Here is a 14,567-nt window from a genome sequence, read left to right as displayed (position 1 = left end):
TTTGACCAGCGAAAACTGCGCGGTTGACCTTGCCAATGCTTCGCAACGAGAGATCATCGACCGCACCTCTCCGCTCGAGCCCAATCGTTAACGCGGTCTGCGCTGTTTTACGGATTTCCGGGACGGTCGAATGCTGCCTCCCCGGAATCGCCCGGTGCGGCAATATTGCCGGGGTCTGCATTTTTGCCCTGTTTCCGCCCTCTTTGACGGCGAAACAGACCTTCATGGTTAACCCGCCCTTAATCCGCCAAAACTTAATCAGCATTTAACTAAAAGTCGCCTTAATGAAGCTTGGTGCTTCTGCGAGATGCAAGACGGGTGTCCGTGGCGCATCGCGCGAGAGTTTTCGAGTATTCGTTCGGGCGTGAGTGAATGAGTAAAAGTCGAGCTGCGTTGGCCGCACGAAACCGCAGGAAGTCCTCCCTGGTCGCTTTCTCTCACAAATTGATCGGTGGCGCGGCAGTCGCCTGCCTGATCGGCGGCTGCGCGGTGACGGTCTATACCAAGATCATCGCGGCCGATGCCTATCCCACCCTGGGAAGCATCGAGCAGGACGAGCCCGTCGTGCGCCCGGCGCCGCGGATCGCAACGCGCAGCGCTGCCGATGCCGTGGGCGATGCGTTCTCGGCCTTCCCGGAAATGCCGGCCACGACCACGGTCGCCGCCATCACGCCGCAGATGTTCAACGACCGCTTCGGCGCGGCCGTGCCGCAGGGCGTCGCCTCCAACGCGTCCGCCGGCGCGCCGCCGCTGCCTCGGCTCGCCGACGCCGCCCCCAAGCTGCCCGACCTGAAGCTGGCCGAGGCCAAGCCGATTGAAATCAAGCCGGCCGAGACCGCCAAGGTCGCCGACGCGCCCAAGAAGGACGTCCGGCCGCCGATGCAGCTGGCGCTCGCCAATCCCAATCCCAAGCAGCCGGCAAAGCCGCAGGTTGACGCGCCGGCGCAGGCTGCCGACGCCAACACCAAGAGCGGCGGCTTCTCGCTGCGCGCGATGACCGAGCGCGCCAAGGCCGCGGTGATGTCGATCGCCGGCGAGCGTCACTCGATCCAGGAAAAGCTCTGGGGCAAGCCCGAGAACCAGGATGGCGGATTGCTGGCCTATGCGTCGGCCGACTCCAACATCACGGCGTCGATCACCAAGGATCCGACCCGCGGTGGGCGGCCGCCTTACGATATGAGCACCGCGGTCTACGACATCTCGGCCAAGGCGGTGTACCTGCCTGACGGCACCAAGCTCGAGGCGCATTCCGGCCTCGGTGACAATCTCGACAAGCCGAGCTCGGAGAAGATCAAGATGCGCGGCGTCACCCCGCCTCACATCTACGAGCTGAAGCCGCGCGAGGCGCTGTTCCACGGCGTGCCGGCGTTGCGTCTGAACCCGATCGGCGGCGAGGATGCCATCCACGGCCGCAACGGCCTGCTGGCGCACACCTTCATGCTCGGACCGAACGGCGACTCCAACGGCTGCGTATCGTTCCGCGACTACTACGCGTTCCTCGATGCCTACAAGAACAAGGGCATCCGCAAGCTCGCCGTGCTCGCCCGCATCGACTGAGCCGGGCAGGGGGCCGCTGTTGTCCGCGGTCCCGTAGGGTAGGCAACGGCGCGGCACGGCTCGTGCCCCGCTGACACTGTTAGTTGACGCCGTGCCCACCATCTCTCGACATCACGTGCTGCTCTGCTGACGCGAGAGCGCTATATCGGCAAGCGCTCTGCTGCGCGTGAATGCGCCCTCTCCCCTTGCGGGAGAGGGCGCATTCACGCGCAGCGCGTCTATTCGTCCGATCTACTACGGCCTGCTTCTTGAGTGCCGCGTCGTCACGATCCCACGACATCTGGCGTGGACTCGGGGGCGGCATCAGACCGCGCGGCCGCTTAATGCGATTGAGCGGAAGCAGAAGAACATACGGAAACACGCCTCAAACGGCTCTGGGCACGACATCGCATTCCCGCGGCGGATGACGCCCGGGTTATGCTCGTAACATCGCCCTCGAAAATCGTGAGAGGGCGCGGGGAATGCCGGGTGAGGGCCTCACCCATGGCCCGCCTGCAACAAGAAAAGCAGGCGGCAGTCACCACAGGTTCAGCCGCATCATCCGGCATTCCCCGCGCGATGGCCTTACGGCTTATACGTGGTCTCCCTGGTGCGCCGGCTGTCTGGCCACCATCGGCCGGGGCATGTCGGGCCCTCGACCTTGACACCAGCTTCGGGGTGTCAGGACATCACGACTTCGCCGTGCGCACCGTCTCGTTCGTCGGCATGACCGAGGTCACGCTGCGAGGCGATACGCCCACCGCATCCCGCCCTCTACGTTCGTGACGATCGCGAGTCGCCCCTCTCATGAGGACGGGACCGGCCCAGATTACACGATTTCCGATTTTTGGAAACGGAAGATTTGGCGGCCCGCGGCTGATCGGCGCGATCGCTCTGACGACATTCGTGAAAACAGGCTTTCCGCACCGGAGGTTTGCACGCAGGCTCGGGCGCAGCGCGCGCTGCGTGTTGGCCGGATTGCACAACTGATTTGCCCGACGGGCAGAGGCTGCGGGGCATCAAGGCAGCGCGGGAACAGGCGCGATCGGAGGTTGCGCCGTCTGCCGCATCTTTCGCTGAGACACGTCGGCGCGACCACGAAACCGATCTGTCCGGGGCGCGTTTGCATCTGCGACTCGAGGATCGAAAACCGTGATGGACAATTCCCCCTTCAGAATGAATCGGCGCGACCTGATGGTCGGCGGTGCCGTATCGGTCGCAGGAATGGCGTTACCGTTCTCGCCCGGCGCCTTTGCAGCAGAGCCCGTGGCAGCGGTGCCGCCTGCGACGACAAAAGTCTCCTTCGCCGTCAATGGCAGCGTCAGGGAACTCGAGGTCGACACCCGTACCACCCTGCTTGACGTCCTGCGCGAACATCTCAAGCTGACCGGAACCAAGAAGGGGTGCGACCACGGTCAGTGCGGCGCCTGTACCGTGCATGTCGACGGCCGTCGCATCAATTCCTGCCTGACGCTTGCGGTCATGCATGAGGGCGATGCGATCACGACCATCGAGGGGATCGGCTCGCCCGATCATCTCGCGCCGATGCAGACGGCCTTCGTCAAGCATGACGGTTTCCAATGCGGCTATTGCACGCCGGGGCAAATCTGCTCGGCGGTCGCCGTGCTCGACGAGATCAAGGCCGGCATCCCAAGCCATGTTTCGGCCAGCCTGACGGAGCCGCCGCAACTCACCAGGGACGAGCTGCGCGAGCGCATGAGCGGCAACATCTGCCGCTGCGGCGCCTATTCCAACATCGCCGAGGCCATCCTCGAAGTCGCGGAGAACAAGGCATGAAGCCGTTCACCTATCAGCGCGCGGAGTCGCCGGCCAAGGCCGCCGCCGCTGTCGCGGCAACGCCGGGCGCCAAGTTCATCGCAGGCGGGACCAATCTTCTCGACCTCATGAAGCTGCAGATCGAAGCGCCGACGCATCTGATCGACGTCAATGGCTTGGCGCTCGACAAGATCGAAGACACCGGCGACGGTGGGGTGCGGATCGGCGCGCTCGTGCGCAACACCGATCTTGCCGCGCATGAGCGCATTCGGCGTGACTACGGCCTTCTGGCGCGTGCGCTCGTTGCAGGCGCCTCCGGACAGCTCCGGAACAAGGCGACGACCGCCGGCAATCTGCTCCAGCGCACGCGTTGCCCTTATTTCTATGACACCAACATGCCCTGCAACAAGCGAAGACCGGGCAGCGGCTGCGCAGCGATCGGGGGCTACACCCGCCAGCTCGCGGTGGTCGGTACGAGCGAGGCCTGCATCGCCACACATCCGAGCGACATGGCGGTTGCCATGCGTGCGCTCGATGCCGAGATCGAAACGGTCAGGCCCGATGGAACGACACGGCGCATCCCCATCGCGGAGTTCTACCGCGCGCCGGGCACAACGCCGCATCTCGACACCAACCTCGCCGGCGACGAGCTGATCACGGCCGTGACATTGCCCAAGCCGATCGGCGGAGCGCAGATCTATCGCAAGGTGCGCGATCGCGCGTCCTACGCCTTCGCTCTCGTGTCTGTTGCCGCGGTGGTTCATTCCGACGGCACCGGTCGCGTGGCGCTGGGTGGGGTTGCGCACATGCCGTGGCGCATCGCGGAGGCCGATGCGCAGCTGAGCAGGGGCGCAAAGCCGGTCATGGCGCGGCTGCTGGCCGATGCAAGGCCGACCAATGACAATAGCTTCAAGATCCGCCTGGCCGAGCGCACCCTCGGTGCGGTTCTTGCCGAAGCACGAGGCTGAACCATGAAATTCGACACGCCCGCGACGACAAATCCGATCGATGAGCGGAAGGTCGTGGGGCAGCCCACCGATCGCATCGACGGCCGCTTCAAGGTCTCGGGGACCGCGCCCTATGCCTATGAGCGTCACGACGTGGCCCCCAACCAGGCCTACGGCTACGTGCTCGGCGCCGGCATCGCCAAGGGAAGGGTCAGGGCGATGGATCTGACACGTGCCAAGGCGGCGCCCGGCGTGATCGCCATCGTCAGCACGCTCGACATGGATCGGCTCGAGCTCGGGCGGATGAACACGGCATCGCTGTTCGGCGGGCCCGAGATCCAGCACTATCACCAGGCGATCGCGTTGGTGGTGGCCGAGAGTTTCGAGCAGGCGCGCGCGGCCGCGGCGCTGATCGAGGTCGACTATCAAAAGCAGGAAGGCAGATTCGATCTCGGCGCCGCTGCCGGCAACGCGCCACCGGCCGGTGGTGACAGCGGCGAGGGCAGTGGCGCGAAACCCGTGAACGGTGTCGGCGACTTCGACGGCGCGTTCGCGGCTGCACCGGTCAAGCTCGATGCGATCTACACGACGCCCGACGAGAGCCACGCGATGATGGAGCCGCATGCCAGCATCGCGGCCTGGGACGGCGACAGGCTGACGATCTGGACCTCGAACCAGATGATCAATTGGGGGAAGGGCAGCATCGCCAAGATTTTCGGTCTGCGGCCCGAGAATGTGCGGCTGGACTCGCCCTATATCGGCGGCGGCTTCGGTGGCAAGCTGTTCATTCGCGCCGATGCCGTGCTTGCCGCACTCGGCGCGCGCGCCGCGAAGCGACCGGTGAAGGTCGCGCTGGCGCGGCCGCTGGTGATCAACAACACGACGCACCGTCCCGCAACCATCCAGCGGATCCGGATCGGCGCGACGGCTGACGGCAAGATCACCGCGATCGCGCATGAGAGCACGTCCGGCAATCTCCCCGGCGGGCGGCCCGAAACGGCGGTCGACCAGACCAAGCTGCTGTACGCGGGCGCCAACCGGATGACCGCGATGAAGCTCGCCGAGCTCGATCTTCCCGAGGGCAACGCCATGCGTGCGCCCGGCGAGGCGCCGGGCATGATGGCGCTGGAAATCGCGATGGATGAGGCCGCCGAGAAGCTCGGCCTCGACCCGGTCGTATTCCGCATCCGCAACGACACCCAGGTCGATCCGCAGAATGCGGAGCGGCCGTTCTCACATCGCAACCTCATCGGCTGCCTGCAACTCGGCGCGGAGCGCTTCGGTTGGAGCAGGCGGGTCGCGCGGCCTGCGCAGGTCCGCGACGGGCGATGGCTGGTCGGCATGGGCATGGCGGCCGGATTCCGCAACAATTTGCTCCAGAAGTCAGCGGCCCGCGTGCGGCTCGGGCCCGACGGCATCGTGACGGTCGAGACGGACATGACCGATATCGGTACCGGCAGCTATACCATCATTGCCCAGACGGCAGCGGAGATGATGGGCGTGCCGGTCGAGCGGGTGGTGGTGAAGCTTGGCGATTCCGACTTCCCGGCGTCCGCGGGTTCGGGCGGGCAGTGGGGCGGCAACAACTCGACGGCCGGCGTCTATGCCGCCTGCATCAAGTTGCGCGAGGCGGCGGCGGCACGACTGGGCTTCAACTCATCGGAGATCGTGTTCGCCGACGGCGAGGTCCGCGCCGGCAACCGCAGTGCTCCGCTGATCCAGGCGGCCGCTGCTGGCGGCCTCGTGGCTGAGGATGCGATTGAATACGGCGATCTCGCCAAGACGCATCAGCAGTCGACGTTCGCGGCCCATTTCGTCGAGGTTGCGGTCGATGCGGCGACGGCCGAGGTCCGGGTGCGACGTATGCTGGCCGTCTGCGCCGCCGGGCGCATTCTCAATCCGAAGACGGCACGCAGCCAGGTGATCGGCGCCATGACGATGGGGGTTGGCGCTGCGCTGATGGAGGAGCTCGCGGTCGACCGCCGCTACGGCTTCTTCGTCAATCATGATCTCGCCAGCTACGAAGTCCCTGTCCATGCCGACATTCCGCACCAGGATGTCATCTTCCTCGATGAGACCGATCCGATGTCCTCGCCGATGAAAGCGAAGGGCGTGGCGGAGCTCGGCATCTGCGGTGTCGGTGCAGCCGTGGCCAACGCCGTCTACAACGCGACCGGCATTCGCGTGAGAAACTATCCGGTCACGCTCGACAAGCTGATCGGCGGGCTGCCCGAGGTGGCCTGATGAGAGACCTGCGTCGTCGTGATCGCGCGCGAGACGGCGCCGGAGAACTCATCAGCAAGGTGTGGCAGCGGTACTACGACGGACCCCAACAATCTCCGCTCGCAACGGCGGTCGTCTCGCCTGAGCCCGATAGCCTTGACGGATACGTCGAAATCTGCGCATAGCTCTGCCCCATCGAAAACGGACCGCCGCTGTCAGGCGCTCCCTTGAGGACCACGACCGTGTTGAGCCTAAGCTCACATCTCGCGAACGCCCCCGCCAACGAACGGCCATTCACCTGGTCGCGCGGCTGGTTCGGCATGTCTTTTGGCATGGGCGTCGCCTGTCAGGGTCGTGACACTCTCGCACTGTTCCCGGCCGGACCGGGACTTCAAATTCCAGCAAAAATGTAGTCCGCGGCGGGATCCCACCCTCCGCACATCGAGCGGAGGGTCCGATGACCCGCATGACGAGCCAAGATTCCAAGCAAGACTCGAAGCAAGACTCGAGACAAGATCCCGAGATTTGTGACCACGTGCGAGCCCTGTCCTCGCCGGTGGCGCTTGCCTTCGTGCGCATCGTCAGGACGTGCCGCGGCGTCAGCGAGGCGGCCGCGCAGCAGATTTATCTCAATTACATTGATGGTGGTTCGGCTGTGGACGCGCGAAGCGACATCGGCTGTCCCGCAGGACATCAGCATCAATGAGCCGGCCAGTGTCGAGAAAGGAGGCCAGTGATGTCAGCAACAAATCCCGCGCTGGTTCTCAACGCCGACTTCCAGCCGTTGAGCTATTTCCCGCTGTCCGTGGTCAGCTGGGAGGATGCGATCCGGGCCGTGGTCAGCGGCTCTCATGTCGTCGTCGCGGAGTACGATCGGGTTGTCCGCAGCCCGAGCGTCACGATGCGGCTGCCGTCGGTGATCGCGTTGCGCGACTACGTCAGGCCTGCGATGCGCGTGCCGTTCACGCGCTTCAACGTGTTCCTGCGCGATCGCTTCACGTGTCAGTATTGCGGCGGCCGCTATCTGCATGGCGAGCTGACATTCGATCATGTCGTGCCGCGAGCCGATGGCGGCGAGACGTCGTGGATCAACATCGTCGCGGCCTGCAGTCCCTGCAACGCGCGCAAGGACCGGCGCTACCTCAGGCCGCTGCGGCCGCCGTTCGAGCCCACGCGGCACGAACTGATGGCCGCGCAACGCCTGTTCCCGCCGAGATTCCTGCACGAAACGTGGCAGGATTATCTTTACTGGGATGTGGAGTTGGAGCGGTGATGAGGGCCGCCTAGCCGGGAGATCTCACGCCGGCGCCTGTTGGGCGCCGGCGTGAGTCGAAGTCTCTGAGGCCTGCGTGCTGTATCGATCCAACCGTCATTCCTGGCCCGCGCTGCGCGCGCCTCGGAATGACGAGGTGGAGTCAGTTGTGACCGTCATGATCAAACGAGTTGGAATAATCAACGTAGCTACGAACTAACACTTGCGTCGGTGTATGAGTTGATCTACGTAGACGACCCTTCGCTTTGGCCGCGGGTTCGGGCTCGTTGAGATCCCGACTGGTGCGCGCCGGTCTCCGGTGGCGTATTCCGCTGAAGTGAGGATGCGCGTCGAAGCTCATGGTGAGCATCGGGTGAGGGCCCGAGGGGATCGGTTCGAATCCGATCGACACACAAAGGATAGCTCAGTTGGTTAGAGCAGATGACCATGAATCATCGTGTCGCGGGTTCGACTCCCGCTCCAGCGCTTCGGAATAGCTAGCAAAGCTATGTGCCTCTGACGAGGACCGGGCGCGCGCTTCAGTCGCGGTCCGGCCGTTGTGCCCGAAAGGGCAGTTCGACCAGATCAGGACACTGCAGGACCGGCTCTGTGCCGCGGTGGATACCGCGCCGGGTGAGGCTGGGAAGGCTGCGCAGCGACGTCTCCCGCGCAAGCGGGGTCGCGCGCGCGTGCGCCCGCCGTCATCCGACGCTCAAGCCACGGCCCGCTCGGTTCACGCAGGAAGCGCCGTCCGGTCCTCACGTCCTTTGAATTTCAGATCGCTGCCGGTGCAGGCCGGCAGCCAACGGCGCAGGGCCCGGCACGAGGCGGGGCCTTGCAGGAAGGAGAATGCCATGAGCTGGCATGTCATGACGAAGACCGTGACGGTTGCGGATGGGGAGCGGGCGCTGGTCTGGCGTGATGGCCGGCTCGTGCGCGCGCTCGGCCCTGGCCGTCATGCGCTGCTCGATCCGTTGCACCGGCTGACGGTGCAGCTGTTCGACGTGGTGAAGGCCGAATACCCGGCCGACCGTTACGCCGTGCTGAAGGCGGCGCGGCCCGATCTCGCCGCCGAGCTGTTCGAGGCGGTGGAGACCGGCGCCAACGAGATCGCGATCGTCAGCCTCGATGGCCGTCCGACGCATCTGCTCACGCCCTGGCAGAGCCGCGTCTACTGGAAGGTTGCCACAGCGATCGAGGTCGAGCGGATCGACATCACCGACGACGTGCGCGTGAGCGCGCGGCATCTGGCGATGATCGAGCGCAACCGGCCGGGCATCGTGACCGAGGTCGTGGTCGAGAACCACGAGGCCGGTCTGCTGCACGTCGACGGTAAGCTGGCGGAGCGGCTCGTGCCCGGCCGGCACGCCTTCTGGGCGGTCGGTCGCAAGATCGAGGTCAAGCGCCTCGACCTCCGGCCGACGGCGCTCGAGATCACCGCGCAGGAGATGCTGACCAAGGATCGCATCGCGCTGCGGGTGACCTTGACGGCGTTCCGGCGGATCGTCGATGCGGAGGCTGTGGTGGCGACCACACCCGACGTGGACGCGTGGCTGTATCGGTTGGTGCAGTTTGCGATCCGTGAGGCGGTGGCGTCACGCACGCTCGACGAGGTGCTGGCGGCGAAGGCGTCGCTCGATGCCGAGCTGCGCGACTACGTGCGCGCGCGGCTCGACGGATCGGGCGTGGAGGTGACGGAGCTCGGCGTGAAGGACGTGATCCTGCCCGGCGAGATCCGCGAGCTCGTCAACAAGGTGGTGGAGGCGGAGCGGCTGGCCAAGGCCAACCTGATCCGTCGCCAGGAGGAGACCGCGGCGACGCGCTCGCTCCTGAACACCGCGAAGTTGATGGAGGAGAACCCGCTGCTGCTGCGGCTCAAGGAGCTGGAGTCGCTGGAGCGCCTGGTCGAGAAGGTCGGCCGCATCGACCTGCACGCCGGCGACGGCGCAGGCCTCGATGCGCTGCTGACAAGGCTGGTGCGGCTGAAGGCGCCGGATGCAGCGTGAGCTGCAGAGCCGTACGACTAATGAGAAAGGCCGCCCACGGGCGGCCTTTCGTTTGTTTGTATTAGGTCGAATCGAAGGGCGTAGGTGCGTAGGGTGGGCAAAGCGACGCCAACGGCGGCGCGTGCCCACCATCGGGGCGCAGATTGCGCGGCAAGACGATGGGCACGGCGCCTTTGCGGTCTCGATCGTGGACAGAGAGCGGCTGTGCCTTTGCCCACCCTACGGCTCGGGAGTATGAGTCCGAGTGATGAGTTCGATCTAAGCCGCATCGTGACGAATTCGAGCGATTGTCTCGCGCCGTCACTTTACAAATCCAAAAACCCCCTGTATCTGCACGCGCCAACTTACATGCGGATGATCCGCAGCGAGAGACCCATGTCGTATCCGACGCCACGCCACATCAAGGACAGCGCGCTGCCGCAATCGCGGCGCCGTGAGCTCGTCCTGCGCGTGCCGGCGGTCTCCGCAGCCAACGCGCTACCCGTCAATACCAGACTGATAGCCTAACGCGGCAGCGGGATCGTCCCTCTGCCGTTCCGGCCAGAGCGACGATCTTCCCGAGCCCGGGCTCCCGTTGCGGAGAGCCCCTCAACTCAGATCCACCTCCTGGCCTGCACCATCCGCTCGCGCGACCATTCGCGCGAACGTCGACCATGGAGACGCCGTGTGGCTGCTCCGTGTCCTGCATGCGAGCAAGAGAGGAGGATCCGATGCGAGCCGATCCCTACAAAGACCGTGCGCGAAAGCTGGCTATCGAATCCGGGCTCGATCCGGATGCGCGGGTCGAGCGGCCCGGACAGCGCTCGATGCCGTTGTGGTGCACGTTCCGCGACGCCGCTCGCAAGGAGCAGCTCGCGCGCGAAGCGGAGGCGCTGGCCGACACCGTGGCGAGCCGGCCGCAGGCGGCGCAGTACCAGAACAGCCCGCTGAAGGTGTTCGGAACTCACGAGGATGCGACGATCGCGCAGATGCGCAACTGCATGAGCGTGGGCAACGCCGTGGCGGGCGTGATCTGCGCCGACGGCCATCTCGGCTATGCCCAGCCGGTCGGCGGCGTGATCGCCTATGAGAAGCAGATCAGCATCTCCGGTGTCGGCTTCGACATCGGCTGCGGCAACATGGCGGTGCGGCTCGACACGCAGTTCGCTGCGATCGCCGACAAGGTCGGTACGATCGTCAAGGACGTGTCGAAGGTGATCTCGTTCGGCGTCGGCCGCAAGAATGCCGAGCGTGTCGAGCACGAGCTGTTCGATGACGCCGACGCGTGGCGGGAGTCCGACATGGACGCGTACCGGCAGAAGGCGGTCGGACAGCTCGGCACGGTGGGGTCGGGCAACCACTATGTCGATCTGATGCGCGACGAGGACGGCTTCGTCTGGATCGGGGTGCATTTCGGCAGCCGTGGTCTCGGCCATACCTCGGCGACGCGTTATCTCAAGGCGGCCGGCGGCAAGGACGGCATGAACGTGCCGCCCGCCGTGGTCGACGAGGACTCGGAGGTCGGGCAGCGCTACATCGCCGCGATGCAGCTCGCCGGGCGCTATGCCTATGCGGGCCGCGAGTGGGTGGTGGAGCGCGTGCGCCGGATCATCGGCGGCGCGGTCACCGATAGCGTGCACAACCATCACAACTACGCCTGGCGTGAGACCCACGACGGGCGTGACCTGTGGGTCGTGCGCAAGGGCGCCACGCCGGCCTTTCCGGGCCAGCGCGGCTTCGTCGGCGGCTCGATGGGCGACGATGCCGTCATCCTCGAGGGCGTCGAGTCGGAGGAGGCCAAGGCCTCGCTGTACTCGACGGTGCACGGCGCGGGGCGGCTGTTCGGCCGTCGCGAGGCCAAGCGCCGCTTCACGCGGGTCGAGATGGACGCATGGCTGCAGAGCCGCGGCGTCACCCTGATCGGCGCCGACCTCGACGAGAGCCCGATGGCCTATCGCCGTCTGCCCGAGGTGCTCGCCGAGCACGCCGGCTCGGTGAAGGTCGTGCACAGCTTGCGGCCGTTCGCCGTGGTGATGGCCGGCGAGGGCGAGTTCGATCCGTTCAAGGATTGAGCGGGCATTCGCTTGAAACTGCATTGAGACATCACGGGCCGCTCACGAGCGGCCCGTCACCTCCCGGAGGATCGGATCATGACCGAATTGAGCTGGCACGCCGACAACATCGAGACGATCTCGGGCTTCCTCTCCGTAGCGGAGTGCGATGACTACATTCGCTTGGGTGAGCAGATGGGGTTCGAGGAGGCGACATTGTTTGCGCCGCGTGGCGTCAAGGATTATCGCAACAACGATCGCGTCCTCCTCGACGATCCCGAACGTGCGCAAGCCTTGTACGATCGGCTCGCTCATCATCTCGCACCGTCCTTCCAGCACCGCTGGACTCCGGTCGGGCTGAACGAGCGGCTGCGGCTGTATCGCTACGACGTCGGCCAGAAGTTCGAATGGCATCGCGACGGTCATTTCGAGCGCGACAATGGCGAGCGCAGCCAGCTGACGTTCATGGTCTATCTGAACGACGGCTTTGAAGGCGGCGGAACTTCGTTTTGCGACGACACGGGCCTGATGCCGGATGGCCCGCTGCGCATCACGCCCGAGCAGGGCATGGCGCTGCTGTTCCATCACCCGATCATGCATCGCGGTGATCCGGTGACGCACGGCCGCAAATACGTGCTGCGCACGGACGTGATGTATCAGCGGACGACGTAGGAACGACTGACCTGGAGAGTGGGAGTGTCACATGAGCGAGATCAGGTGGAGAGCGAAGAACGTCGGCACGATCTCCGGCTTCCTGTCGGCTGACGAGTGCGCCGATTATGTCCGGCTCGGCGAGACCATCGGATTTGCCGAGGCGCCGATCTCGACGCTGGACGGGATGGTCATGATGAAGGATGTCCGCAACAACGAGCGCGTGATGGTCGATGACCAGGCGCGCGCACTTGCGCTCTATGATCGGCTGTCCGATCATCTGGCGCCGCGTTTCCTGAAGAAATGGACCCCGTGCAGACTGAACGAGCGGCTGCGCCTCTATCGTTACGACGTCGGGCAGACATTCGACTGGCATCTGGACGGATACTTCGAACGCGAGAATGGCGAGCGAAGCTACTTTACGTTCATGGTCTATCTCAATGACGACTTCGAAGGCGGGGCGACGTCGTTCAGGGATGGCTACGGAGGAGCTGCCGTCGGTGATCCCTTCCAGATCACGCCGGTGCAGGGGATGGCGCTCTTGTTCTATCACCCGATCATGCATCGGGGGGATCGGGTGACCAAGGGGCGCAAATACGTGCTGCGCACGGACGTGATGTATCGGCGCATGACGTAAGGCGGCACGCTCTCCGCACGTCATTCCGGGGCGCGTGCCCCGGAATGACGGCGGAGAGGGAGGCAAGGGTTGCGGCGATGAACGCAGGCGCCGCGTGCGGCAACAAACGGATCTGACTGGACACGAGACCTGCCATGATCGACGGACACACTTTGATCGCCTGGGGCTTCAAGCCGGGCCGCTGGTTCAAGGACGGGCTGGCGACGGCCAACGCGATGCGCGCCAACGGCGCCGATGACGATGCGATCTTCGTCGCGCTGCAGGCGCTGCAGCCGGCGGAGGCGCTGATGCGCACCAATGGCGTGCCGTTCGCGCTGCTGATTGAGGCCGAGAACGAACTAGAGCGCGCCAACGTCGCGGCGGTGGCGCAGCACATGGATGCGCTGATGCGGGTGCCGACCATCGTGGCCGGCGCTGTCATGCCCGATGCCTGTCCCTCGGGAACGGCGCTCGGCACCATTCCGGTCGGCGGCGTGGTGGCCTGCGAGGACGCCATCCATCCCGGCTTCCATTCGTCGGACATCTGCTGTTCGGTCGCGGTGACCGTCTTCGCACGCAAGGACGATCCCAAGCGCATCCTCGATGCCGTGCACGCCGTGACCCATTTCGGTCCCGGCGGGCGCGACCGGCTGCACCAGCCGCCGGACGAGGTGATGCAGGGCTTCGATACCAACCCGTTCCTGAAGGGGCTGGAGCGCTTCGCCGTGGGCCATTTCGCCACCCAGGGCGACGGCAATCACTTTGCCTTCGTCGGCCATCTCAAATCGACCGGGCAGGCGGCGCTGGTGACGCATCACGGCTCGCGCGGCTTCGGCGCGCAGCTCTACAAGCGCGGCATGGCGGCCGCGCGCAAGCACACCGCGATCCACGCGCCGAAGGTCCCGGAGCACAGCGCCTGGATCAAGGCGTCGAGCGACGACGGTCGCGCTTATTGGGAGGCGCTGCAGGTGGCGCGATTGTGGACGCGGGCCAACCACCACGCGATCCACGATCTCACGGCGGCCAAGCTCGGCAACGCCGTCGCCGACCGCTTCTGGAACGAGCACAATTTCGTCTTCCAGAAGAGCGATGGCCTGTACTATCACGGCAAGGGCGCAACGCCGAACTGGTCCGGCTTCTCGGCCGATGATGACGGCCGCACCATCGTGCCGCTCAACATGGCCGAGCCGGTGCTGATCATCAGGCATCGGGACAACAAGGACGCCCTCGGCTTCGCGCCGCATGGCGCCGGCCGCAATCTCGGCCGCAAGGCGTTCTTGCGTGAACATCGCCCCAACCTTCCCGAGGGCATCGATGCGCGGTTCTATTGCGGCAAGCCCGATCTGTCGGAGCTGCCGCAGGCCTACAAGAACGCGGCCTCGGTGCGGGCGCAGATCGCACGCTTCGGACTCGGCGAGGTCATCGACGAGGTGATCCCCTACGGCTCGATCATGGCCGGCGGTTGGGAGGACGACGCGCCGTGGCGGCGGAAGCGCTGATCACGGGGCGCAGGTCATTGCGTGCGGCGCG

General features: G+C 65.5%; 12 protein-coding genes and 1 tRNA gene. All 13 read left to right on the top strand.

From position 1 onward, the window contains the following. Positions 1–372 precede the first annotated feature (372 nt). On the top strand, positions 373–1,557 hold the full coding sequence (locus NLR35_RS11960; protein ID WP_257166731.1) for a DUF2778 domain-containing protein: 1,185 nt from the start codon (positions 373–375) through the stop codon (positions 1,555–1,557). A 1,155-nt stretch (positions 1,558–2,712) separates the two neighbouring features. Continuing rightward, the gene (paoA, locus tag NLR35_RS11955; RefSeq protein WP_257166730.1) at positions 2,713–3,333 is read left to right on the top strand and encodes an aldehyde dehydrogenase iron-sulfur subunit PaoA; all 621 of its coding nucleotides are present in this window, start codon (positions 2,713–2,715) and stop codon (positions 3,331–3,333) included. Next, entirely contained in the window at positions 3,330–4,280 is a 951-nt protein-coding gene (locus NLR35_RS11950; RefSeq protein WP_257166729.1) for a xanthine dehydrogenase family protein subunit M, read from the top strand. Before paoA ends, NLR35_RS11950 begins: the two co-directional genes overlap by 4 nt. 3 nt (positions 4,281–4,283) lie before the next feature. After that, the gene (paoC, locus tag NLR35_RS11945; protein WP_257166728.1) at positions 4,284–6,503 is read left to right on the top strand and encodes an aldehyde oxidoreductase molybdenum-binding subunit PaoC; all 2,220 of its coding nucleotides are present in this window, start codon (positions 4,284–4,286) and stop codon (positions 6,501–6,503) included. A gap of 436 nt (positions 6,504–6,939) precedes the next feature. Further along, on the top strand, positions 6,940–7,188 hold the full coding sequence (locus tag NLR35_RS11940) for a hypothetical protein (RefSeq protein WP_257166727.1): 249 nt from the start codon (positions 6,940–6,942) through the stop codon (positions 7,186–7,188). Between the two features lie 30 nt (positions 7,189–7,218). Next, on the top strand, positions 7,219–7,755 hold the full coding sequence (locus NLR35_RS11935; RefSeq protein ID WP_257166726.1) for an HNH endonuclease: 537 nt from the start codon (positions 7,219–7,221) through the stop codon (positions 7,753–7,755). A 396-nt stretch (positions 7,756–8,151) separates the two neighbouring features. Then, positions 8,152–8,217, top strand: a tRNA-His gene (locus NLR35_RS11930). A gap of 371 nt (positions 8,218–8,588) precedes the next feature. Then, positions 8,589–9,740: a slipin family protein gene (locus NLR35_RS11925; RefSeq protein WP_257166725.1), complete on the top strand. Its 1,152-nt coding sequence runs from the start codon at positions 8,589–8,591 to the stop codon at positions 9,738–9,740. Positions 9,741–10,115: 375 nt separating this feature from the next. Next, positions 10,116–10,247, top strand: a complete 132-nt coding sequence (locus NLR35_RS11920) for a hypothetical protein (protein ID WP_257166724.1) — start codon at positions 10,116–10,118, stop codon at positions 10,245–10,247. Positions 10,248–10,450: 203 nt separating this feature from the next. Further along, positions 10,451–11,791: an RtcB family protein gene (locus NLR35_RS11915; protein ID WP_257166723.1), complete on the top strand. Its 1,341-nt coding sequence runs from the start codon at positions 10,451–10,453 to the stop codon at positions 11,789–11,791. A 78-nt stretch (positions 11,792–11,869) separates the two neighbouring features. After that, positions 11,870–12,442, top strand: coding sequence for a 2OG-Fe(II) oxygenase (locus NLR35_RS11910; protein WP_257166722.1), 573 nt, complete (start codon positions 11,870–11,872; stop codon positions 12,440–12,442). A gap of 31 nt (positions 12,443–12,473) precedes the next feature. Next, a complete protein-coding gene (locus tag NLR35_RS11905) occupies positions 12,474–13,058 on the top strand; it encodes a 2OG-Fe(II) oxygenase (RefSeq protein ID WP_257166721.1) in 585 nt (194 codons plus the stop codon). Positions 13,059–13,192: 134 nt separating this feature from the next. Then, complete coding sequence (locus NLR35_RS11900) at positions 13,193–14,536, top strand: RtcB family protein (protein ID WP_257166720.1); 1,344 nt, start codon at positions 13,193–13,195, stop codon at positions 14,534–14,536. The last annotated feature ends 31 nt before the right edge of the window (positions 14,537–14,567 follow it).

This window comes from Bradyrhizobium sp. SRS-191 (assembly GCF_024586915.1).
Taxonomy (GTDB): domain Bacteria; phylum Pseudomonadota; class Alphaproteobacteria; order Rhizobiales; family Xanthobacteraceae; genus Bradyrhizobium.
Note: the sequence above shows the minus strand (reverse complement) of the source record. Positions and strands in the feature narration are given on the sequence as shown.

Coding starts and splice junctions, on each gene's coding strand:
- NLR35_RS11960 (WP_257166731.1), top strand. CDS start 373: ATGAGTAAAAGTCGAGCTGCGTTGGCCGCACGAAACCGCAGGAAGTCC.
- paoA (WP_257166730.1), top strand. CDS start 2,713: ATGAATCGGCGCGACCTGATGGTCGGCGGTGCCGTATCGGTCGCAGGA.
- NLR35_RS11950 (WP_257166729.1), top strand. CDS start 3,330: ATGAAGCCGTTCACCTATCAGCGCGCGGAGTCGCCGGCCAAGGCCGCC.
- paoC (WP_257166728.1), top strand. CDS start 4,284: ATGAAATTCGACACGCCCGCGACGACAAATCCGATCGATGAGCGGAAG.
- NLR35_RS11940 (WP_257166727.1), top strand. CDS start 6,940: ATGACCCGCATGACGAGCCAAGATTCCAAGCAAGACTCGAAGCAAGAC.
- NLR35_RS11935 (WP_257166726.1), top strand. CDS start 7,219: ATGTCAGCAACAAATCCCGCGCTGGTTCTCAACGCCGACTTCCAGCCG.
- NLR35_RS11925 (WP_257166725.1), top strand. CDS start 8,589: ATGAGCTGGCATGTCATGACGAAGACCGTGACGGTTGCGGATGGGGAG.
- NLR35_RS11920 (WP_257166724.1), top strand. CDS start 10,116: ATGTCGTATCCGACGCCACGCCACATCAAGGACAGCGCGCTGCCGCAA.
- NLR35_RS11915 (WP_257166723.1), top strand. CDS start 10,451: ATGCGAGCCGATCCCTACAAAGACCGTGCGCGAAAGCTGGCTATCGAA.
- NLR35_RS11910 (WP_257166722.1), top strand. CDS start 11,870: ATGACCGAATTGAGCTGGCACGCCGACAACATCGAGACGATCTCGGGC.
- NLR35_RS11905 (WP_257166721.1), top strand. CDS start 12,474: ATGAGCGAGATCAGGTGGAGAGCGAAGAACGTCGGCACGATCTCCGGC.
- NLR35_RS11900 (WP_257166720.1), top strand. CDS start 13,193: ATGATCGACGGACACACTTTGATCGCCTGGGGCTTCAAGCCGGGCCGC.